This is a genomic window from Providencia sp. PROV004 (assembly GCF_011045615.1).
In the GTDB taxonomy this organism is placed as follows: domain Bacteria; phylum Pseudomonadota; class Gammaproteobacteria; order Enterobacterales; family Enterobacteriaceae; genus Providencia; species Providencia rettgeri.
In genome coordinates, this window is the sequence record NZ_CP042859.1 from 2,382,971 (window position 1) to 2,406,321 (window position 23,351).

The 23,351-nt window shown below is 40.4% G+C and carries 22 protein-coding genes; 11 read left to right on the forward strand and 11 right to left on the reverse strand.

Translation table 11 applies throughout. From position 1 onward, the window contains the following. The first annotated feature begins 94 nt into the window (after positions 1-94). The gene (sohB, locus tag FVA69_RS10600) at positions 95-1,141 is read left to right on the forward strand and encodes a protease SohB (protein WP_004911048.1); all 1,047 of its coding nucleotides are present in this window, start codon (positions 95-97) and stop codon (positions 1,139-1,141) included. A 96-nt stretch (positions 1,142-1,237) separates the two neighbouring features. Here sohB and FVA69_RS10605 read toward each other — a convergent pair whose 3' ends face one another. Further along, entirely contained in the window at positions 1,238-1,495 is a 258-nt protein-coding gene (locus FVA69_RS10605) for a DUF2498 family protein (protein WP_094960535.1), read from the reverse strand. A 290-nt stretch (positions 1,496-1,785) separates the two neighbouring features. Between FVA69_RS10605 and topA the strand changes: the two genes are divergently transcribed. Together topA and sodC are read left to right on the forward strand one after the other, a co-directional pair. Beyond that, a complete protein-coding gene (gene topA / locus FVA69_RS10610; RefSeq protein WP_164528815.1) occupies positions 1,786-4,392 on the forward strand; it encodes a type I DNA topoisomerase in 2,607 nt (868 codons plus the stop codon). Between the two features lie 318 nt (positions 4,393-4,710). Further along, positions 4,711-5,235: a superoxide dismutase family protein gene (gene sodC / locus FVA69_RS10615; protein ID WP_042851597.1), complete on the forward strand. Its 525-nt coding sequence runs from the start codon at positions 4,711-4,713 to the stop codon at positions 5,233-5,235. Positions 5,236-5,446: 211 nt separating this feature from the next. Here the strand turns inward: sodC and FVA69_RS10620 are convergent, their stop codons facing one another. Continuing rightward, entirely contained in the window at positions 5,447-7,480 is a 2,034-nt protein-coding gene (locus FVA69_RS10620; RefSeq protein ID WP_164528816.1) for a M13 family metallopeptidase, read from the reverse strand. 313 nt (positions 7,481-7,793) lie between these two features. Here FVA69_RS10620 and cysB point away from each other — a divergent pair, with 313 nt between their 5' ends. The 3 genes from cysB to FVA69_RS10635 all read left to right on the forward strand — a co-directional run bounded on the left by cysB (position 7,794) and on the right by FVA69_RS10635 (position 12,451). Next, positions 7,794-8,768, forward strand: a complete 975-nt coding sequence (cysB, locus tag FVA69_RS10625) for an HTH-type transcriptional regulator CysB (RefSeq protein ID WP_004911040.1) — start codon at positions 7,794-7,796, stop codon at positions 8,766-8,768. 269 nt (positions 8,769-9,037) lie between these two features. Further along, a complete protein-coding gene (gene acnA, locus FVA69_RS10630; RefSeq protein WP_164528817.1) occupies positions 9,038-11,710 on the forward strand; it encodes an aconitate hydratase AcnA in 2,673 nt (890 codons plus the stop codon). A 297-nt stretch (positions 11,711-12,007) separates the two neighbouring features. Continuing rightward, positions 12,008-12,451: a hypothetical protein gene (locus tag FVA69_RS10635; RefSeq protein WP_004911037.1), complete on the forward strand. Its 444-nt coding sequence runs from the start codon at positions 12,008-12,010 to the stop codon at positions 12,449-12,451. Between the two features lie 110 nt (positions 12,452-12,561). On the opposite strand, the gene hemB is transcribed toward FVA69_RS10635, so the two are convergent. Together hemB and ribA are read right to left on the reverse strand one after the other, a co-directional pair. Then, a complete protein-coding gene (gene hemB, locus FVA69_RS10640; protein ID WP_110731948.1) occupies positions 12,562-13,539 on the reverse strand; it encodes a porphobilinogen synthase in 978 nt (325 codons plus the stop codon). 190 nt (positions 13,540-13,729) lie between these two features. Next, positions 13,730-14,326, reverse strand: coding sequence for a GTP cyclohydrolase II (gene ribA / locus FVA69_RS10645; protein WP_004911029.1), 597 nt, complete (start codon positions 14,324-14,326; stop codon positions 13,730-13,732). 213 nt (positions 14,327-14,539) lie between these two features. Between ribA and FVA69_RS10650 the strand changes: the two genes are divergently transcribed. The 5 genes from FVA69_RS10650 (at position 14,540) to yciH (ending at position 17,997) form a co-directional block, all read left to right on the forward strand. Next, a complete protein-coding gene (locus FVA69_RS10650) occupies positions 14,540-15,262 on the forward strand; it encodes a phosphatase PAP2 family protein (RefSeq protein WP_164528818.1) in 723 nt (240 codons plus the stop codon). 145 nt (positions 15,263-15,407) lie between these two features. Beyond that, the gene (locus FVA69_RS10655; RefSeq protein WP_004911022.1) at positions 15,408-15,725 is read left to right on the forward strand and encodes a LapA family protein; all 318 of its coding nucleotides are present in this window, start codon (positions 15,408-15,410) and stop codon (positions 15,723-15,725) included. 6 nt (positions 15,726-15,731) lie between these two features. Continuing rightward, on the forward strand, positions 15,732-16,904 hold the full coding sequence (gene lapB / locus FVA69_RS10660; RefSeq protein WP_109912266.1) for a lipopolysaccharide assembly protein LapB: 1,173 nt from the start codon (positions 15,732-15,734) through the stop codon (positions 16,902-16,904). A gap of 44 nt (positions 16,905-16,948) precedes the next feature. Further along, entirely contained in the window at positions 16,949-17,674 is a 726-nt protein-coding gene (gene pyrF, locus FVA69_RS10665; protein WP_109912265.1) for an orotidine-5'-phosphate decarboxylase, read from the forward strand. Then, positions 17,671-17,997, forward strand: a complete 327-nt coding sequence (gene yciH / locus FVA69_RS10670; protein ID WP_109912264.1) for a stress response translation initiation inhibitor YciH — start codon at positions 17,671-17,673, stop codon at positions 17,995-17,997. Before pyrF ends, yciH begins: the two co-directional genes overlap by 4 nt. Before the next feature lie 72 nt (positions 17,998-18,069). Here the strand turns inward: yciH and nadS are convergent, their stop codons facing one another. The 7 genes from nadS to rsxG form a co-directional block, all read right to left on the reverse strand. After that, complete coding sequence (gene nadS / locus FVA69_RS10675) at positions 18,070-18,354, reverse strand: NadS family protein (RefSeq protein WP_004911011.1); 285 nt, start codon at positions 18,352-18,354, stop codon at positions 18,070-18,072. A 1-nt stretch (position 18,355) separates the two neighbouring features. Beyond that, the gene (locus tag FVA69_RS10680) at positions 18,356-18,688 is read right to left on the reverse strand and encodes a type II toxin-antitoxin system RelE/ParE family toxin (RefSeq protein WP_109912263.1); all 333 of its coding nucleotides are present in this window, start codon (positions 18,686-18,688) and stop codon (positions 18,356-18,358) included. 151 nt (positions 18,689-18,839) lie between these two features. Further along, the gene (osmB, locus tag FVA69_RS10685; RefSeq protein WP_004911006.1) at positions 18,840-19,058 is read right to left on the reverse strand and encodes an osmotically-inducible lipoprotein OsmB; all 219 of its coding nucleotides are present in this window, start codon (positions 19,056-19,058) and stop codon (positions 18,840-18,842) included. A 201-nt stretch (positions 19,059-19,259) separates the two neighbouring features. Beyond that, positions 19,260-21,203 carry an exoribonuclease II gene (locus FVA69_RS10690; RefSeq protein WP_109912262.1) on the reverse strand — a complete coding sequence of 648 codons (1,944 nt, stop codon included), beginning with the start codon at positions 21,201-21,203 and terminating at the stop codon, positions 19,260-19,262. A 138-nt stretch (positions 21,204-21,341) separates the two neighbouring features. Continuing rightward, positions 21,342-21,983, reverse strand: a complete 642-nt coding sequence (gene nth, locus FVA69_RS10695) for an endonuclease III (protein ID WP_102138606.1) — start codon at positions 21,981-21,983, stop codon at positions 21,342-21,344. Between the two features lie 19 nt (positions 21,984-22,002). Beyond that, positions 22,003-22,719 (reverse strand): electron transport complex subunit E, encoded by a 717-nt coding sequence (locus tag FVA69_RS10700; RefSeq protein ID WP_004910994.1) that lies wholly within the window; start codon positions 22,717-22,719, stop codon positions 22,003-22,005. Further along, complete coding sequence (gene rsxG / locus FVA69_RS10705) at positions 22,719-23,348, reverse strand: electron transport complex subunit RsxG (protein ID WP_164528819.1); 630 nt, start codon at positions 23,346-23,348, stop codon at positions 22,719-22,721. Before rsxG ends, FVA69_RS10700 begins: the two co-directional genes overlap by 1 nt. Positions 23,349-23,351 lie beyond the last annotated feature (3 nt).

Here is a 23,351-nt window from a genome sequence, read left to right on the forward strand (position 1 = left end):
AAGTTTGTGTGCTAACTCTGTTTTTTTCTGGTTGTTTGCACGTAATCGTGAGATTATTTTTGTAATTGAAGATAAACATCAAAAGGATCAGATTGTGGAGTATTTCTCATTGTATGGGCTATTTTTAGCAAAAGTCGTCACTATTTTGGTGGCGGTGGTTTTGCTAGCTGTCTTTGTGTTTGGTGTAGGTATGCGCCGACAAGGGGCTAAAGGTGCTTTAAAAATCACAGATTTAGGTGAAAGTTATCGTGAGCGCCAACGCCAAATGCAACAAATTAAAATGAATGAACCAGAACATAAAGCGTGGTTGAAAGCATTTAAAAAGCAGCAAAAAGCGAAATCAAAAAGTGAGAAAACAGGGGCGAAATTAGGCCAAACAGGGGTTAAAAAACCTTGTTTATATGTCTTAGACTTTAAAGGTAGCATGGATGCCCGCGAAGTTGCCTCTTTACGTGAAGAGATCAGTGCAATTCTTGCTGTTGCCGATCAACAAGATGAAGTTTTGTTAAGACTTGAAAGCCCTGGTGGAATGGTTCATGGTTACGGTTTAGCAGCTTCTCAATTATTAAGAATCAAAGAAAAAAATATCCCACTTACCATTGCGGTTGATAAAGTTGCGGCGAGTGGCGGATACATGATGGCATGCATTGCAGATAAAATTATTGCTGCACCATTTGCCATTATTGGTTCGATTGGTGTGGTTGCTCAAATTCCGAATATTCATCGGTTATTAAAAAAACATGATGTTGACGTTGAACTTCATACCGCAGGTGAATACAAGCGTACATTGACCATGTTAGGTGAAAACACGGAACAAGGCCGTAAAAAATTTGTTGAAGATTTAAATTCAACACATGAATTGTTTAAACAATTTGTTCATCAAAATCGCCCATCTTTAGATATTGACGCAGTTGCGACAGGGGAGTATTGGTATGGCTCACAGGCTCTTGATAAAGGGCTAGTAGATAATATTGGTGTAAGTGATGATTTTATTATCAATGCAATTGATACTAAGGAAATAGTTAGTATTCGTTATGTGTTAAGTAAAAAAATGATGGATAAGTTTATGGGAAGCGCGGCAAAGAGCGTGGATAACTTATTATTGCGCTGGTGGCAACGCGGGCAAAAACCACTCTTGTAATTTTAAATTTCGCCTAGCGAATAAGCGTTTTTAAATCTACTATTAATTTACCGGCGTTAAAGCCGGTAAATTTTATACAAAAAGCAAACGTGTTAATTAGTTATTATCACTTAATTGGTATTGTTCTGACAGTACATGAGCGAGATGTTTGTACATATTAAAAGCAGCTGTACTTTTTAAAGTAGGAATATTGTTCTCATCTAAGAAGAATTCTCCTTTAAATACCAATGTACCCCGATGCTGCTCAACGGTGTCAACAAACATACCATGAATATAATCATCATGTTTCTTTATGATATCATTAGCTTTTTCAAGTAACTCTTTTTTTGTGATGAACGGTAAATTATCTTGCATAACTTGGCTTCCTTGAAAAAATAATTGGTTGCTTCTAGCATTTTATCAGGTAGAGTGTGTGGTTTTCAATTGTGACTAAACATCTTTATGTGGTTAAAATCAGTCAACTAGAAGACACTTTGTGCTTTTTAGAATAACGTGATTGAGTTTATAAGTTTTGTTTCAACACAAATAATTGTTTAAAAATATATTGATATATTGTGATTGTGTCGCAATATAAAAAAGAGATTCTCATTTTGCGCATTTTAATGTAGAAATGCGCCATTGTTGATATTTAGGTAAAGGTAAATATGGGTAAAGCTCTTGTTATAGTGGAGTCCCCGGCAAAGGCCAAAACGATTAATAAGTATCTTGGCAGTGGCTACGTTGTAAAAAGCAGCGTTGGCCACATTCGTGATCTGCCGAAAAGCGGCTCTGGTTCACAAACCGGCTCACAAAAGAGTACAGGCTCATCTACCGACAAAACAAAGAAAGTAAAAAAAGATCCGCGTGATGCGTTAGTTAAGCGCATGGGGATCGACCCTTACCATGGTTGGAAAGCGAATTATCAAATTCTACCGGGTAAAGAAAAAGTGGTTTCTGAACTTAAATCATTGGCGGAGGATGCCGAACACATCTACCTCGCAACGGACTTGGACCGCGAAGGGGAAGCTATTGCGTGGCATTTACGCGAAGTGATAGGTGGAGACGATTCTCGTTTTAGTCGTGTTGTATTTAATGAGATCACCAAAAATGCGATCACTCAGGCATTTGATAGCCCTGGGGAATTAAACATAGATAGAGTTAACGCACAACAAGCGCGTCGTTTTATGGACCGAGTTGTGGGTTATATGGTTTCTCCGTTGCTGTGGAAAAAAGTCGCTCGTGGCTTATCGGCTGGCCGTGTTCAGTCAGTTGCAGTGAAACTCATTGTTGAACGTGAACGGGAAATTAAAGCTTTCGTCCCTGAAGAATATTGGGAACTGCATGCCGATTTAGCTGATAAAGATATCGCTAACTTGCGTATGGAAGTCACTTCACAAGGTGGTAAGGCATTTAAACCAGTCAATAAAGCGCAAACAGAGGCAGCAGTTAAGCTACTTGAAAAAGCCCGTTTTGCGGTTGTTGACCGTGAAGATAGGCCGACATCAAGTAAGCCGAGCGCACCGTATATCACGTCAACGTTGCAACAAGCCGCCAGTACTCGTTTAGGTTTTGGCGTGAAAAAAACCATGATGATGGCTCAGCGTCTTTATGAAGCAGGGTATATCACTTATATGCGTACTGACTCAACAAACTTGAGCCAAGATGCATTGGATATGGTTCGTGGCTATATTAATGATAATTTTGGCGCTAAATATCTGCCAAAAGATGCGAATGTTTATAGCAGTAAAGATAATTCGCAAGAGGCGCACGAAGCCATTCGTCCTTCTAGTGTCGATGTTTTACCTGAGTCACTAAAAGACATGGAGAACGATGCGAAAAGGTTGTATCAATTAATTTGGAATCAGTTTGTGGCCTGTCAAATGACGCCAGCAAAATATGATTCAACAACCTTGACAGTCAAAGCAGGTGATTTTGAACTAAAAGCCAAAGGGCGTACTTTACGTTTCGATGGTTGGACGAAAGTCATGCCTGCACTGCGTAAAAATGATGAAGATAAAACATTGCCACCAATACAAGTTGGTGCGGAGTTATCTTTAATTGAGCTATTACCTAGCCAGCACTTTACTAAGCCACCAGCTCGCTTTAGTGAAGCATCTTTAGTTAAAGAGCTCGAAAAACGTGGTATTGGTCGTCCTTCGACGTATGCAGCGATTATTTCGACGATCCAAGACAGAGGTTATGTCAAAGTTGAAAATCGTCGTTTTTATGCAGAGAAAATGGGTGAGATTGTAACGGATCGTTTAGAGGAAAACTTTAACGACCTGATGAACTACGATTTTACTGCGCGTATGGAAGACCAACTGGACCATGTTGCAAATCATGATGCTGAGTGGAAAGCCGTATTAGATGAATTCTTCTCTGACTTTAGTAAGCAGCTAGATGTTGCTGAAAAAGAACCAGAGGAAGGGGGAATGCGTACTAACCCAATGGTGATCACCTCAATCATTTGCCCTGATTGTGAACGTCATATGGGTATCCGTACTGCATCAACCGGGGTATTTTTAGGTTGTTCTGGTTACGCGCTACCACCAAAAGAACGTTGTAAGAAAACAATAAACCTTATCCCTGAAGACGAAGTCTTGAATGTGCTTGAAGGGGATGATGCGGAAACTAATGCGTTAAGAGCAAAACGTCGCTGTCCAAAGTGTGGCACCGCGATGGACAGCTATTTGATTGATAATGGCCGTAAATTACATGTATGTGGTAATAACCCTGCATGTGAAGGTTATGAAATCGAAGAAGGCGAATTTCGTATTAAGGGTTATGACGGCCCAGTCATTGAATGTGACAAGTGTGGATCAGAAATGCACCTGAAAATGGGGCGTTTTGGTAAGTACATGGGTTGTACTAACGAAGAGTGTAAAAATACGCGTAAAATCTTACGAAATGGCGAAGTCGCACCACCGAAAGAAGACCCGGTTCCATTACCGGAACTTCCATGTGAAAAATCCGATGCGTATTTTGTGTTACGTGATGGTGCTGCTGGGGTTTTCCTTGCGGCAAACACATTCCCAAAATCACGAGAAACGCGTGCACCATTAGTTGCAGAATTACAGCGCTTTAAAGACCGTTTACCTGAAAAACTGGCTTATTTGGCTGAAGCACCAGCTGAAGATGGCGAAGGTAACCCAACTGTCGTCCGTTTTAGTCGTAAAACGAAACAGCAATATGTTTCTTCAGAAAAAAATGGTAAAGCGACGGGGTGGAGTGCATTCTACGTTGATGGTAAATGGGAAGTGAAAGAGAAATAATAATTCCCTTTTGCATTCAAACAAAAAAGCCAATCATTTAATTTGATTGGCTTTTTTATTAACTTGTCAATTTCATATCAATGCCTATCGGTGAATAACCCACTGTTATACTGTCATTTCCTTTATTTCTTATCGCTCACTGTGATATAACCGCCAATTTTTAACTAAACTCAAATGTAGCACCAAAGTGATAACTAATTTGTGTTAACTTAAGATAGAGTCATTGTAATTATCAATAGATAGTAATAGTTCTTACCTTGTTAAGGTCTTTAGGTAAGTCGATGGAATGATAGATAAAAGTTATCCACCGGAGGCAAAATGAAGTTAAAAATGTGTTTACTGGCTGCATTATTGACAGCGGGGACAGCATACGCTGCTCAATCTACTGTTGTATTAAAAGAAGCGACCCCAACAGGTGATGGTAAAGCAATTGGTGAAGTTGTTATCTCAGAAACAGAATATGGATTACTATTTACACCAAAATTAACGGGCCTACAAGCAGGCATTCATGGGTTTCATATTCATGAGAACCCAAGTTGCGAACCCGCAGAGAAAGATGGCAAATCGGTACCTGCATTAAAAGCAGGCGGTCATTTAGACCCCGCTAAAACAGGTGTCCACAAAGGCCCTTATGATAACACAGGGCATTTAGGTGATTTACCCGGTCTAGTTGCCGATAGCCAAGGTAATGCTGATTACGCGGTACTAGCACCACGTTTAAAATCACTCAAAGATGTTCAAGACCGTGCATTGATGGTGCATGTGGGTGGTGATAACTATTCTGATAATCCAGAAGCGTTAGGCGGTGGTGGGGCTAGAATGGCCTGCGGCGTCATCAAATAATACGCGTCATATTTCAAGCTGTGGCGTTGTTAGCTGCGCTCGCTAACCCTAGTCACATACTTATGTATGCTCCTAGGGCTTAGCGTCTCTTGCTGCCTAGCCACAACTTGAACTATTTAGCGTATTGGATTGATTTGAAAACAATTTAATTTTTCTAGTCATAAAAAGAAGGCTAAAGTTAAATCTCGAGCCTTCTTTTTTCATTGATAAATTACCAAATACGAATACGTTGCTCTGGTGCCAAATATAGTGTGTTATTTTTATCAACACCAAATGTTTGATACCAGTCATCAATATTGCGTACTACGCCATTAGCACGGAATTGGTTAGGGCTATGAGGGTCTGTCATAATCTTATTACGCTCAGATTCTTTATTTGACAGTTCTTGCCAAGTACGAGCCCAAGCAATGAAGAAACGTTGTAACCCAGTTGTTCCGTCAATAATTGGGGGCTCACCATTTGGGTAATTTTCTTTGGCAAATTGTTTATAAGCACTCAAGGCGATATTTAATCCACCGAGATCGCCAATGTTTTCACCTAATGTAAGCTCACCATTCACATTTAAACCATCAACAGCAAATGCGTTATACTGCTCAACAAGCTTGGCTGTTTTCTCTTTAAAGTGAGTTTTGGCACTCTCACTCCACCAGTTACGTAATTGCCCCGTACCATCGTATAAACTGCCTTGGTCATCAAAACCATGGCCCATCTCGTGACCAATTACAGCGCCAATTGCACCATAGTTATAGGCTGGGTCAACATTAGGATCAAAGAAAGGTGCTTGTAAAATTGCCGCTGGGAACACAATTTCGTTTTGAACAGGGTTGAAATAAGCATTGACTGTTTGTGGCGTCATGCCCCATTCCCATTGACGGACAGGTTGGCCAATTTTGCCAATCATATCATCATATGACCAGGCTAAAACTTGTTTATAATTCTCTAATAATGAGTCAGGCTTGAGGTTAATTGTGCTGAAGTCATTCCATTGATCTGGATATCCCACTTTAACAGTGAATTGCTCTAATTTTTTAAGGGCTTCTTGGCGAGTTGGCTCATCCATCCAGTCATTGACTTTTAGGCGTGAATTAAATGTGCCCCTCACATAGCTGACCAAGTCTTTAATTTTTTCTTTAGCTTGCGGGTCGAAGTATTGTTCGACATAAATTTGCCCTAATGGCTCACCTTGGAGCGAATTAACAGTCTGCAATGCACGTTCTTGGCGAGTGCGTTGTTTTTCAATTCCATTGAGTTTTTTCGAATAAAAATCAAACTGGGCATCCGCGATAGCTTGGTTTAAATAACGTGCGTGTTCACTAATATATTGGAAGGTTAGGTAATCTTTTAGTGTCGAAACAGGGGTATCAGCAAAAATTTTTGCGGTTTGTTCCACCGCGCTATCTGTTTCAACGATGATTTTCTCAAGTTGTTTATCTGTTAGTTTACGATTGGTAATAAAACTAGTCCAATCAAAACCTTGAGTATAATTTTTCATTTCAGCTAGAGACATTGCATGGTAATTTTTGATAGTGTCACGGCGTGCTTCTGGGCTCCAATGCACTGTTGCAATTGCTTTTTCCAAATCAAAAATTTTCTGCGCTTTTGGTTGTACATCTTTTTCACCCGCCAGTTCTAGCATGGTAGCGATATAAGCGATATAACTTTTTCGAATTTCTTGCATTTGTGGGGTGTCATCGAGGTAATAAGTACGGTTCGGTAGCCCTAAACCGCCTTGACCGATATAAAGCACATAGGTATCAGGTGCTTTGGCATCTAAATCTACCCAATAAGAAATCAGCGATTTATAGTCAGGCTGTGTCATTAGCTGGCTAATATCATGATGATTTTTAGCTTTTGCAATGGCATCTAAATCGGATTTTATTGGGCTAATACCAGCTTGCTCGATAGCCGCTTCATTCAGGTAGCTGAGATATAAATTTCGAATATTTCGTTGGTTATGCGTGAGCTTGTTTTCAGGGATCTGTTGTAATTGATCAATAATCGATTGAATGTGTTTTTCTGTGTTTAAGTATAATTCCACGAAAGAGTTAATACGTGGCATACCGGTGGGGATTTGCGCTTTATTTATCCAATCTTCATTAACATAACGGTAAAAATCATTTCCGGGTTCAATCGTATCAGACAAAACAATTTTTTGTTGTCCATAAGCCACTTCTTTCGCCAAGAGCGCAGGGGCAAAAGAAATCGTCGACATACCAATAATTAAAGCCAAAACATTTAAACGCATGTAACCACCTCTCTTCGTTGAGAATTATGATATCCACTTTAATACGTTAAATTTTACAGTGAGGATCCTGCAAAATTCATTTTACTTATTGAACCACATAATGAAATAAAGTTAATCCGTCTTTGCACTATCTTACGGCCTTTCATCAGTGTAGTGGCATTTAGATGAAATTTTATCATCATACTGTTTATTCTTCTGTGAATGATGTTATATTGGTTATATCAAATTATTTAATTATAACTTTTAGTTATATTTAATATTCTTTAGCTATAGATGCAAAAGCACATTATTCATGTATGAGGTAGACTGAAATATGAAATTGCAGCAATTACGTTATATTGTTGAAGTGGTTAACCATGACTTGAATGTCTCCTCAACCGCTGAGGGGCTTTTTACGTCACAGCCCGGTATCAGCAAACAAGTGCGGATGCTTGAAGATGAGCTTGGGATCCAAATTTTTGCACGTAGTGGTAAACATTTAACGCATGTCACCCCAGCAGGGGAAGAAGTCGTGCGGATCTCCCGAGAAGTACTATCAAAAATAGAAGCGATCCGTTCGGTTGCTGGGGAGCACACTTATCCCGATCGGGGAAGTTTAAGTATTGCGACGACACATACACAAGCTCGTTATGCTTTACCTCCAACAATCAAAGGCTTTATTGAGCGTTACCCACATGTTTCATTGCACATGCAGCAAGGGTCTCCAACGCAAATAGCTGAAGAAGTTTGCAAAGGAAATAGCGATTTTGCGATAGCAACAGAAGCACTGCACCTGTATAACGATTTGATTATGTTGCCATGCTACCATTGGAACCGCTGTGTCGTTGTGCAAAAAGACCATCCGCTAGCGACGAAAAAAAATGTCACTATTGAAGATATCGCGGAATATCAAATTGTAACGTATACCCATGGGTTTACTGGACGTTCAGAATTAGATGTGGCATTTCAGAAAATTGGTCTTGAGCCCAAAATTATTTTTACCGCAACGGATGCCGACGTGATCAAAACCTACGTCAGGTTAGGGCTAGGGATCGGTATCATTGCGAGTATGGCAGTTGACCCGGTGAGTGATAGTGATTTAGTTGTAATTGATATGCGTGATAAGTTCAGCTATAGCACAACGAAGATTGGTTTTAAACGCACCAGTTTCTTACGGAGCTATATGTACGATTTTATGTGGCGCTTCGCACCGCATCTAACTCGTGATGTGGTCGATAAAGCGGTTGCTATTCGTAATAATGAAGAGATTGAAGAATTTTTTAAAGATATGAAATTGCCTATCATCTAATTTCTTTATATTTCTGTACTACCCAATAATAACCCTAGTGACTGTATTTCTAGGGTTTTTATTGTCAATACTTTGTTGGTGTACCAAGCTATTTTCTGACTTATTTCCCTTCTTATCTTAAATTTCCTATTATTAATAGAGAAACATTCAATATTTGGCACAAAATCTATAAATCGAATTTCTAGAGCAACTATGATTACAATTGGTTAACAAAAAATAATGGCGGTAAATACACATATTGCCATAGCCATAAAAACCAAGGAGGAGTTATGTCGTTGAGTCTAAAAACAACGAGTGCCTCGACACTCAATGTTGGAAACAAGCAGTATAATTACTTCAGTTTAGCGCTAGCTGAAAAAAAGCTCGGTGATGGGACGAAGTTACCTAAATCATTAAAAGTCTTACTTGAAAACCTATTACGTCATATTGATGGTAACTCAGTTGTTGAACAAGATTTACAAGCCATTATTGACTGGCAAAAAAATGCACATGCAGATAGGGAAATTGCGTATCGTCCCGCGCGTGTGCTTATGCAAGATTTTACCGGAGTTCCTGCTGTTGTTGACCTGGCCGCGATGCGTGAAGCGGTTAAATCATTAGGTGGCAATGTTGATCAAGTGAATCCGTTATCACCCGTAGATTTGGTCATTGACCACTCGGTAATGGTGGATGAGTTTGCCACCCAATCCGCCTTTGGCGATAACGTTGAAATTGAAATGGCGCGTAACCATGAGCGTTATTTATTTCTACGTTGGGGGCAAAAAGCGTTTAATCGTTTTCAAGTGGTACCACCTGGTACAGGTATTTGTCACCAAGTTAATTTAGAATACCTTGGTAAGGCGGTATGGTATGAAGAAATTGACGGTAAATTATATGCTTATCCAGATACTTTAGTGGGCACGGACTCCCATACGACGATGATCAATGGGTTAGGTGTATTAGGTTGGGGTGTCGGTGGTATTGAAGCTGAAGCCGCTATGTTAGGCCAACCTGTCTCGATGCTAATCCCTGACGTTGTTGGTTTTAAATTAACGGGTAAATTATCCGAAGGGATCACAGCAACTGACCTTGTGTTGACAGTGACACAAATGCTACGTCAACATGGTGTCGTGGGTAAGTTTGTTGAATTCTATGGTGACGGCTTGGCCGATTTACCATTAGCAGACCGAGCAACGATTGCGAATATGTCCCCTGAATATGGTGCAACGTGTGGCTTTTTCCCGGTTGATGAAGTAACACTGTCTTATATGCGTTTAACTGGGCGCAGTGATGATGAAATTGCGCTGGTGGAAGCTTATAGTAAAGAGCAGGGTTTATGGCGTTATGCGGGCGATGAACCGATTTTTACCAGTACACTTGAGTTAGACATGTCGACAGTCGAATCCAGTTTAGCCGGGCCTAAACGTCCACAAGACAGAGTCGAACTTAGCCAAGTACCAAAAGCATTTCGTGGCGCAGTCGAATTAGAAGTCAATAAGAAAATCCAATCGAGCTATCCTTCGGTTAAATATCAAAATAAAACCTTTGAATTAACCGATGGCGCGGTCGTTATTGCAGCAATTACCTCTTGTACAAACACGTCGAACCCAAGTGTATTAATGGCGGCGGGGCTATTAGCGAAAAAAGCCGTTGAAAAAGGGTTAGTTCGCCAACCGTGGGTTAAATCATCATTAGCACCGGGTTCTAAAGTGGTTACTGATTATCTTGCCGTTGCAGGTTTAACACCGTATTTAGATAAGCTTGGGTTTAACCTTGTCGGGTATGGATGCACAACCTGTATTGGTAACTCAGGGCCATTACCAGAACCAATAGAAGAAGCGATTAAACAAACGGATCTTACTGTTGGTGCCGTACTGTCAGGAAACCGTAACTTTGAAGGGCGAATTCACCCACTGGTGAAAACTAACTGGTTAGCCTCTCCGCCGCTTGTTGTTGCCTATGCACTGGCGGGTAATATGAATATCAACTTGAAAACTGACCCTATCGGGGTTGATAAATCGGGTAATGATGTTTATTTGAAAGATATTTGGCCATCAAGTGCTGAAATTGCGCAAGCTGTACAGCAAGTTAAAACAGATATGTTCCGTAAGGAATATAACGCGGTCTTTGAAGGTGATGATGCTTGGAGAGCATTAAAAGTTGAAAGCTCTTCAACTTATCACTGGCAAGCAGACTCGACCTATATCCGCCATCCACCTTTCTTTGAAGGAATGCAATCTCAGCCAGTACCTGTTAAAGATATTCATGGCGCAAATATTTTAGCGATCCTCGGTGACTCGGTCACCACTGACCATATTTCTCCCGCGGGGAATATCAAAAAAGAGAGCCCAGCAGGACGCTATCTGCAAGAACACGGTGTTACTGTCGCAGATTTCAACTCTTATGGTTCGCGTCGTGGTAACCATGAAGTGATGATGCGCGGTACATTTGCAAATATTCGTATTCGTAATGAAATGGTACCAGGTGTGGAGGGCGGTTATACCTTACATATACCGACAGGCAAACAAATGGCGATTTATGATGCAGCGATGCTGTATCAACAAGAAAATCGCCCATTGGCTATCATTGCGGGTAAAGAATATGGTTCAGGTTCTAGCCGAGATTGGGCTGCGAAAGGTACAAATTTATTAGGTGTGAGAGTCGTCATTACTGAGTCATATGAGCGTATCCACCGTTCCAATTTGATTGGTATGGGGGTTATACCTTTAGAGTTTAAAGATGGGGTATCCCGTAAGACACTCAATTTAAAAGGTGATGAACGCATTGATGTCACGGGGTTACAGTCAATTACTCCTGGACAAGATATCACAGTGAAAATCACGTATGGCAATGGTGATATAAAGGAAGTTATAACCCGCTGTCGTATTGATACTGCAACGGAGATGGATTATTACCGTCATGGTGGTATTTTACATTATGTTATAAGACAGATGCTGCATTAATCATTCAATTGTGTTACTGAAACGCCTGTAAGATTGTTATCCTACGGGCGTTTTTATTTTTTAATATTTAATCTTATTTATCAATTTTGTTTTTTCTCAATATTTTTGATAGCAATCTACGTTATGGTGTTAAATAGACGGTAGATTAAAGGAGAAAATAGTCGCTACTAGGCTAAATGAAAATAGGGTGAAGTTCGCCATAAATAAGTTTCTTTGTGCAAATTAATTGAATGTAATAGCTTTAGCACGGGTCACCATGTAACTGAGCTTATCGAAAACACTATAAAGGAAATGAGTATGGCAGATATCAATGAAACCGATTTCTATAAAGGGGCATTGTGGGCAGCAGATATCTTATTAACCACATCCCATTTTGATGGTGCGAACGAAGAGGTTCGTGACATTTTGGAGCACATACCTAACTTATATTCTATTGTGATGAGAACACCTGAAACGGAAGTCCATGATTTGCGTTTATATGCAGACAAAGAATTTCCACTCGGCTTAAATGCAGATTACACCACTATTACCATTGCACCATTACAAGACTACTTTGATATTTTGCCTATGCCCGATCAAAACCCTGAGAGTATTACGGTTGAAGTCGATTACTGGGGAGTGGTTGCAACAACATCTGCGGGTAAACAAGATTTATTAATTGCCGGTTTAGCAACGCCAGAGCAAGCACAGCATTATGTGCAAACATTAACCCAACAACTTGAATTGCAAAGAGCAAAATAGCCAACTGGCTATAAATTAGGCGTTTTAAGTACTATTATTCAACAGAAATGACAAAAAACCGCGCTACTGTGTTTATGTACAGTAATGCGGTTTTTTTTAACTGAATGAGATTATAACGCGTTGGCTTCAGCTAACTGTAAAGCGAAATAAGTGAAAATAAGATCAGCGCCTGCGCGTTTAATTGACCCTAGTGTTTCAAGAGCCACACGCGTTTCATCAATTGCACCCGCTTGAGCGGCAAATTTAATTTGTGCGTATTCTCCACTGACTTGATAAGCCCCGATGGGTAATTGAGTGTGTTCGCGTAAATCACGAATAATATCCAAATACGCTCCGGCAGGCTTTATCATTAGCGCGTCAGCACCTTCGCGCTCATCAATTAGTGACTCATGGAGCGCTTCACGGCGGTTCATTGGGTTCATCTGATAGGTTTTTCTATCGCCTTTAAGGCATGAACCTGCTGCATCTCGGAATGGGCCATACAGTGCGGATGCAAATTTTGTGGAGTAAGACATAATTGCAGTATCTGTAAAGCCAGCTTCATCAAGAGCATGACGGATTGCAGCAACCTGGCCATCCATTGCGGCAGAAGGGGCAATGAAATCAGCGCCTGCACGTGCGGCGGCAACCGCTTGTAAACCTAGGTTATGGATAGTTGCATCGTTGTCAACGACATGACCGTGCATAACGCCACAGTGACCATGAGAGGTGTATTCACAGAAACAGGTGTCAGACATCACTATCATTTCAGGAACGGTTTCTTTGCAGATACGTGACATGCGTGCCACTAAACCATTCTCTTGCCATGCATCACTACCATTATCATCAAGATGATGGGAAACCCCAAAGGTCATCACTGATTTTATTCCTGCATTTGCGATACGCTCAATTTCATAGGCAAGGCGTTTCTCAGGAATACGCATAACACCCGGCATGCTATTGATTGGCATATAGTCGTCGAGTTCTTCTTCAACAAAAATTGGCAAGCAAAGGTCATTAACGGAAAGGTGGGTTTCTTGGAATAAAGTGCGGAGTTTTTCGGTCTTACGCAATCTTCTCATGCGTTGAATGGAATGCAGGTTGTTCACAGTATCTCCTGGTAGTATGCGGAATAAACCTCAAGAGCTCAGTTTATTCGTCAGGGTAATCAGATGGCTAACAGTATAAACCTTATAGAAAGAAAGTGAATATAGCAGCGGGTAAATGGCACACTTTGAATGATGATAATCAGAATGAGGAGAAGAAAGGGAAGAGCAGAACACTCTTCCTTTGGTGAGATCACTGATGCTTAAATAGCATGTGTCCCATTTTTTCTGCTTTAACGTCAAGGTAATGTTCGTTACTTGGGTTACGACCGACAATCAGTGGAACACGCTCTACCACGTTAATTCCAGCTTCACGCATGATGTCTATTTTTTTCGGGTTATTTGTCAATAAACGGACTTCATTAATTCCCAATAATTTATACATATCAGAGCATAAGGTAAAATCACGTTCATCGGCTTTGAATCCGAGTTTGATGTTAGCTTCAACCGTATCAAGGCCTTGATCTTGCAATGCATAAGCACGGATTTTATTTAGCAAGCCTATGTTTCGGCCTTCTTGACGATGATAAAGTAATACCCCTCGGCCTTCTTTACTAATCTGAGAGAGCGCGGCTTCTAATTGAAAACCACAATCGCAACGTAGACTAAATAACGCATCTCCTGTTAAACATTCGGAGTGGATCCGGCTAAGTACCGGTGTATCTCCTGAGATATCGCCAAAAATTAACGCTACATGATCACGACCGGTTGCGATTTCTTCAAAACCCACCATTAAAAACTCACCGAAAGGTGTTGGGAGTTTTGCTTCGGCAACGCGTTTTAGCTGCATATTTTCTTTCATTAGTTAAAGTAACTCTTGCTTAATTAATAACGTTTATCGATATAAAGTAGCTTAACTATAATACATCGACGCTATATGACGTTTAGCATATAGAGGTTGGTATTCTTTGCACACGACCAACGCTGTATTACTATAACAGAGTTAATAATAGGTGAATGGAATATTTGTATATTTAATAGAACTTTATTTGGAATACATTGAATGAAAAAAACGGTTTTGGTTGTTTGTGCTTTTGCATTGTTATTAATCATGCCTCCCATGGTGATGATAGTTACAGGGTGGCATTGGTCACCAGAAACCCAGTTTAACTCAATGAAATGGCTTCTTTGGCTGACAGACACTGCGGGAGCGCCTTATAGTATTTTAACGTCTTTTTTATTTCTTGGAGTCGTTATATTCGTTTTCCGTTCAGAAAAGAAACAGCGACTGAAAATTTTGCTTGTTCTGGTCAGTGCGGTATTACTGCAACAAGGTTTGAAGAGCGCATTAAAAAGCACATTTAAAGAACCGCGTCCTTATGTGGAATGGTTGGCAACTCAATATCAAATTCCTTCATCAGAGTTTTATGAGTTAAAACGTAGTGAACGAGCGAAATTAATTAAAAATACGGTTAAACAAGATGAAAATATAGCTAAGTGGCAGCGTAAACATTGGCAAGCAGAAACGGGGTATTCTTTTCCTTCGGGTCATATGTTATTTGCAGCAGGCTGGGCATTGTTTTTAATTGTGCTTTTTTGGCAACAGCATTTATATGCTTTATCGATAGGGCTTGCTATTTGGGCAGAGGGTATTGCGTTTAGTCGGATGTTGTTGGGAATGCATTGGCCTATAGATATAATAACTTCAGTGATCATCAGTGCTTGTTTTACCATATTTGGTTATTATATTTTACGGGCATGGGGACTATTTAGTAAAGCCGATTAATCTTTCATCAAGTTGGCCATTATTAGGGGAGATCTAACTTAAATATCTCATTGTATAAAATAAATTGCTTTGTCTGAATGCGCTGGAAATGCTACCTTAACAGGTAGATATTATTGGATGAATAGAACTGATAACGGGAATAAATGTGAAATATTTTCTGATTTTATTACTAGCGGTCGCTTTTTTTATTGTTTCGATTACGCTAGGTTCAAGCAATGATCAGGTTATTACATTTAACTACCTGATTGCAAAAGGGGATTTTTCATTATCGACCCTTCTTGCATCACTTTTTGGTGTCGGTTTTGTGCTAGGTTGGCTAGTCTGTGCCGTGTTTTATTTACGAGTCATCGTTAGCCTGAAAAACGCACGTCGTAAAATTCGACGTTTAGAATCACAATTAGGTGCTGGAGAAAGTAATATTTCCGACTCAACCTCATTAGTGACGACTCAGAACAAGGAATAATCCTGTATGTTCGAGTTGCTGTTTCTGCTGCTACCGGTTGCTGCTGCTTACGGTTGGTACATGGGGCGCAGAAGTGCTCAACAAGATAAGCAACAACATGCGAATCGCTTGTCACGTGATTATGTTACAGGCGTTAACTTCCTATTATCTAATCAACAAGACAAAGCTGTCGATTTATTCCTCGATATGCTGAAAAATGAAGACAGTTCCGCTTTTGAGGCTCATCTCACGCTGGGAAATTTATTCCGTTCTCGTGGTGAAGTTGAACGTGCCATTCGTATTCACCAGTCGCTGGTAGAAAGCGCCGCTTTGTCATTTGAACAACGCTTATTAGCAACCCAACAGCTTGGCCGAGATTACATGGCTGCAGGGGTTTATGACCGTGCAGAAAATATGTTTCAGCAATTGACAGACGAAGTCGATTTCAAACAAAGTGCCTTACAATCCCTCTTAAATATTTATCAGCTTACCAGTGACTGGACAAAAGCCATTGAAATAGCAGGAAAACTGGTTAAATTAGGGCACCCCGAGTTACGTGAGCAAATTGCGCATTTTTATTGTGAATTAGCGACCCAACAACTCGCTAGCGATGATCTTGAAGATGCACTGACATTGTTAAATAAGGCAGAGCAAGCCGATAACCACTGCGCTCGAGTTTCGATTATGAAAGGTCGGTTGTTTATCGAGCAAGGTAATTACGACAAAGCGGTTCATGTCTTAAAACAAGTCTATGAACAAGATAGAGAACTCGTCGCTGAAACATTACCTTTACTGTTTGATTGCTACCAACATACTGGCCAAGCAGATGAGTGGGAAGATTACCTTCGTCAGTGTGTTGCAGGTAATTCAGGGGCTATCGCAGAACTTTATTTAGCCGATATTATTGTTGAAAAACAAAATCATGAAGCGGCTGCGAATTACATTAATGACCAAATTCAACGCCATCCTACCATGCGTTTATTCTATCGTTTAATGGATTACCATCTTGAAGAAGCTGAAGATGGAAGGGCAAAAGAAAGTTTGATTTTGCTGCGTAAAATGGTAGGGGAACAAATTCGTACAAAACCCGATTATCGCTGCCATAAATGCGGGTTTACATCGCGTGCATTATATTGGCATTGTCCATCTTGTCGTTCTTGGGACACAATTAAACCTATTCGCGGGCTAGATGGTCAGTGACAGCGTCACTTTTTAAATAATAACGACTCTTTAAAGGCTAAGAAATGATTTCCTCAACTGAGAACCACACACATTCACCAATTATTGTGGCACTTGATTATGAAGATGCTAATGAAGCTTTGGCTTTTGTGGATCGTATTGACCCACGTGATTGTCGCTTAAAAGTTGGCAAAGAAATGTTTACTTTTAATGGTCCTCAATTTGTTAAGTCACTCCATGAACGTGGTTTTGATATTTTCTTAGATTTGAAATTTCATGATATTCCAAATACTGTTGCTCGTGCGGTTGCGGCTGCAGCTGAAATGGGGGTATGGATGGTTAATGTCCATGCTGGTGGTGGGGCTCGTATGATGGAAGCGGCGCGCCAATCTCTTGAGCCTTATGGTAAAGAAGCGCCATTACTTACTGCAGTAACAGTATTAACGAGTATGGATGAATCTGACCTCTCAGGTGTTGGAATTAACGTTTCACCGGCAGTTCATGCAGAGCGTTTGGCCTTATTAACGAAGCAATGTGGGTTGGACGGTGTTGTTTGCTCTGCACATGAAGCTCAACGTTTAAAACAGTTATGTGGTGCTGATTTCAAATTAGTTACCCCAGGTATTCGCCCTACAGGTAGTGATGTCGGGGACCAACGTCGCATTATGACACCACAAGATGCAGTGAAAGCAGGTGTCGATTATATGGTGATTGGGCGTCCGATTACACGTAGTGAAAACCCAACAGTCACATTACAACAAATCAATCAATCTATTGAAGGTTTGCTATGAGTGATACAAATAGTCGTCTTGTTTACAGCACTGAGACAGGACGTATTGCTGACGAAAAACCCAAAGTTGAAAGGCCTAAAGGCGATGGTATTGTGCGAATTCGCCGTGAGACATCAGGACGCAAAGGGAAAGGGGTTTGTGTTGTTACAGGTCTTGACCTTGAAGATAGCGAATTAGCAAAACTAGCGGCTGACCTTAAAAAGAAATGTGGCTGTGGCGGGGCTGTCAAAGACGGTAACGTTGAAATTCAAGGCGACAAACGTGATGTTATTAAACAGTACCTTGAGGCGAAAGGTTTTCAAGTCAAGTTAGCTGGTGGCTGATTGACTCGACAATTTTGCTATTTTTCATGAGTGGCGACTTAGAGAGCCACTCATTTTATAACGAAGAAGTGGTTAAATTGCTGCTAACTCGGCAAATAAAGCAGGATTTCGCTTAATAGCAATGAGTATTTTAGCCGCTAATCCTGTTGGGTTACGTCGTTTAAGTTCCCAACTTTTAATGGTGTCGATACTCGTCCCTAGCGCATGAGCTAATTCGCTTTGTGAAACATTAAGTTGTTCTCGAATTGCTTTGACGTCAGTAATTTCGTAACGAGTGACATTAGCAGCTTTTTGGTGACCGTGTTTAATGTCAACAGCTTCTTCTAAAGAGGCTTTTAATTCGTTGAATATACTCATTTTATACCTCATTTTTTAGTAATTTCGTTAGTTTCTTTAATTCTGCTTTTTCTAAGTCATTTAGCGTATCTTTGACATTCTTTGGGTAAGCCATTATAAAATAAATGATTTCTGCTGTAGCTAGGAAATAAATAACCCGTACACTTGCACTTTTTCCTTTATTACCTGTTGCCATCCTAATTTTGCGAAGACCACCTGTTCCTTGGATAATATCGCCTTTATCTGGCCATGCGATAAGTTCATTTTGTAGTGTCCTAAGTTCTTCTTGTGTTGCTATCGATTGGATTTGTTTAGTAAAAAAGCTCGTTTCAATAAATTCAATTGCGTGACTCACAGGGTTCCCTCCCTTTGCATTAATTGTAAGTGTACTTTGTACACTTTTTTCCGTCAATAGTTTAATAGATTATCGGATATGAAAAATACAATAGCGTTCATGATGAACGCTATTGTAGATTAAGGAGAGAAAATAAAGGATGTAATGAGATTTATTTACCGACTTGGTGACCGATAATTCCACCAATTGCAGCACCGCCAACGGTTCCTACGGAGCTTCCGCCTGTCAGTACGGCACCACCAACAGCACCTACACCAGCACCAATCGCTGTGTTTTTATCGCGTTTAGACATATTTGAACAGGCACTGACACTGATAGCGACTGTGGCTATCACCATGAATGATAAAATACGTTTGCTTACTGTGTTCATTTTAGTGATCCTTAGTACAGATTTAACAGTTAACAAAATATCATGATAGGTTATTATACGAATAAGAATAATCAGGAAAAGATCTGGAAAAGTGCTCGCTGTTTAACGTTTAATGCGAATATGATGTTAAAAAACAATTTATAGAAAAATAAAAGACCATAGATATCAAACTATGGTCTTTTAAGAATAGCAGAAAAGTTGTTATTCGGCTGGTCTAGCAACGATATTACGTGTTTCCATACGAACTTCATTAATGGTGACATTAATAATATCGTTAAGTTGGTAAGCTATTTCACCTTTAACAAGCACATTGCCTGTTTCTTGGCTACATTGAATCTCATCACGAACGCTATGAATAAAGGGGGCAGGGACAAATGCAACGGCACCATTGTCGACTAAGCGAACTCGCACTCCACCACGGGTAATATCGATAATTTCAGCTGGGAATTTAGTATCTGTACCCTCAAAAGGCTTTAAGTAACGCGAATAGAGCCAGTCACCAACATCACGTTCAGCCATACGATTTGCACGACGACGTTCAGCTAATTTGATTGATAATTCTTCGGAGGGTTTATCCGTAGAAGGTTTACCGGCAATAATAGACTTTATTAAACGATGATTGACGATATCGGTATACTTACGAATTGGTGAAGTCCAAGTCGCATAAGCATCAAACCCTAAACCAAAATGTGGACCGGGCTCAGCTTTGACTTCCGCAAAAGTTTGGTAACGACGAATTCGGCTATCAAGGAATTGAGTCGGCTGTGCATCTAATTGACGGCGTAGTTGACGGAAACCTTCTAGTGATAACAACGATTCAGCCGTTGTTTCAATACCGTTATCTTTTAGTGTTTGCACGACTTGGTCAATTTGCAGAGGTTCAAACCCCATATGCACATTAAACACCCCAAACCCTAATTTTTCTTTTAGTACTGCAGCAGCGCAGAGGTTAGACGCGATCATAGCTTCTTCAACAATGCGATTAGAGCTACGGCGACGTTCAGTCACGATGTCAACCACATTGCCTTTATCATCTAATACAAAGCGGTAATCGGGGCGGTCTTTGAAGACGAGGGCATTATTTTCACGCCATTGTAAACGTCTATCTGACATTTCTTTAAGGAGTAAAATTTGCTGTTTATCGGTATCATTTGCTGGCTGCCAACTGCCTGTATTTTCAAGCCAATCAGAGACTTCGTCATAAACTAATTTAGATTTCGATTCAACCCAAGCACTGAAAAACTCAATGTGATCGTCAATGCATCCATCTTCTTTAATTAGCGCAATACAGACTAAAGTAGGGCGGCGTTCATTTGGGCGTAAAGAGCATAGGTCGTCAGATAATCTGCGCGGTAACATTGGAATATTGAAACCAGGCAAATAGTTGGTATAGCCGCGGGCTAATGCCAGTTTATCTAGTTCGCTGCCTTCTGGTATATAACTTGTCGGGTCAGCGATAGCGATATACAGCTTTAAATCGCCATTATCGGTTCTTTCAACATAGAGCGCGTCATCAATGTCTTCAGTACTAGCATTGTCTATCGTCGTAAAATGCAAGTGAGTTAAATCAACACGTTCAATTCCTTGATCGTCACGTTCACTATCAACCATTTTAGGTTCATCACGGTCTAATTGGTGACGGCGTAACGTTACCCACCAAGGGGCAAAATGGTCATCACCATCGGTGATAAATTCAGTTATTTCAGCGTAGAAAGTTTTATCACCCTTTAATGGGTGGCGACGCATTTGTGCAACAACCCAATCATCTTGTTTGAATTCGTGATTGATGCCATTAACAGGACGGCAAGAAATCATATCTTTCAGTAATGGGTGATCGGGAATGACAAATAAGCGGTTATCATTGTCTTTTTTTTGTATTTTCCCAACAAACCTATCTAAAAAAGGTTCTACCAGCTCTTCTGGTTCTGCAAATTCGCGGTCTTTATCTGTACGAACTGCAGCAATAACGCGATCGCCATGCATGACTTTTTTCATTTGAGGCGGCGGAATGAAATAACTTTTTTGGCCATCAACTTCGAGAAAGCCAAAGCCTTTTTCTGTGCTTTTTACCAGCCCTTCAACGCGTGGAGTCTGGGCATGTAGTTTTTGTTTAAGTTGTGCGAGCAGTGGGTTGTCTTGGAACATACTTACCGTTTTATTGATATTGGGTTTGGCTCTATTGTTACGTAAGACAAAGTCTTAGAGCAAGGAAAAAATGCGTTACTGACTAGATTCATCATTAAAAATACCGTTTATTGGTAATGTATAAAAATAGCATTTTGACTAATCTTCTGGGTATATTTTTTCTTTAAATTCACATAAATCTTCAATAATACATGAGCCACAGCGGGGTTTGCGGGCAATACAAGTATAACGTCCATGCAAAATAAACCAATGGTGGCAATCTACTTTAAACTCTGCGGGTACAACTTTAAGGAGTTTTTCTTCTACTTCAACAACATTCTTACCCGGAGCAAAGTTAGTACGATTGCAGACACGAAAAATATGTGTGTCAACAGCGATAGTCGGCCAGCCAAATGCGGTATTAAGAACCACATTTGCAGTTTTACGGCCAACACCCGGTAAGGCTTCCAAAGCCTCTCGGTTTTCAGGAACCTGACTGTTGTGTTTTTCGATTAAAATTTGACAGGTTTTATAGACACTTTCAGCTTTAGTATTAAATAAGCCAATGGTTTTAATGTATTCTTTTATCCCATCCACACCTAGCGCCATAATAGTTTCAGGTGTATTAGCAACAGGGTATAGCTTCGCTGTCGCTTTATTAACGCTCACATCAGTCGCTTGAGCTGATAATAAAACGGCGATTAATAGCTCAAAAGGAGAATTAAATTCTAGCTCCGTTGTCGGGTGTGGGTTGTTATCCCGTAGACGAGTTAGAATTTCAATGCGTTTTGATTTATTCATTGCTCACAAAATATCGTTGTTAAGAAATATGGCTACCGCAACCTTGCTGTTTTTCATATTCACGCTCGGGTTGAATACTGGATTGTCGTGCGGCTCTTTTTTTCATTTTTTCATCAATTAAGTACTTCGCTGCTAATAGTAACGCTAGCCCAATGAAGGCACCAGGCGGTAGCATAGCGAGTAAAAATGGAGAATCAAGATGTAATACTTCAATACGAAGGGAGGTGGCCCAAGAACCAAGTAACAAGTCAGCTCCATCAAACAAGGTACCATTCCCTAAAATTTCACGAATTGACCCTAGAACAAGCAAGGTCGCCGTTGCGCCTAAGCCCATGGCAAACCCATCTAGAGCAGATAACCCAACAGGATTACGAGATGCATAGGCTTCTGCTCGCCCAATAACAATACAGTTGGTGACGATTAACGGAATAAAGATCCCGAGAGATTCATATAAACCAAAAGCATATGCGTTGATTAGCATTTGTACGGCACTAACAACAGAGGCAATAATCATCACGTAGATAGGGATGCGAATTTCTGATGGTACCCAACGACGTAAAGCAGAAACTGCAACATTAGTACAAACTAAGACTAATGTTGTCGCTAAGCCTAGCCCTAATGCGTTTGTTGCTGTTGATGAAACAGCAAGAAGCGGACAAAGTCCTAATAGTTGAACCAATGCAGAGTTGTTTTTCCACAAACCTTGCATTAATAAGTCTTTAGATGTATCGCTCATTATTCGTCCCCACAGCGTGGATAATTCGATAATTGTTGTGGAATTTGTTGCATAAATACAGCAGTACGTTTAGTCGCATTGACGACTGCTCTGGGCGTAATTGTTGCTCCAGTAAACTGATCAAATTCACCACCGTCTTTTTTAACCGCCCATTTAGGGTCATTGTCAGAGGCTATTTTCTTACCGCTAAAATAAGTAATCCAATCAGATATTCGTGTCTCAATCTTGTCACCAAGCCCAGGTGTTTCATGATGTTCTGTTACACGAGTTCCCAATACTGTGCCGTTAAAATCGGTTCCAACTAATAAATGTATCGCGCCAGAGTAGCCGTCTAATGCCGTTGTTTCTAATGCCGCAGCAACGGGTTCGCCATTTTTACGGGCTAGATACAAACGCCTAGGTTGTTTGTTACCAAGTATGGCCGCATTAGTGACTAAATAACACTCTTTTGCGAGGTCATTGTCATATAAATCACTTGGTATAACTTGGTCGAGTAATTTTTTCTGAACAATAGCGGCTTGTTCAGCAATAGTCTCTTTAGTTAACGTGTACACTGCAGCACTAAGCGCGGTCGTGCCTGCCGCAAAGATTGCTAACGTTACACCATGGCGTTTCATCGTGTTTAACATACG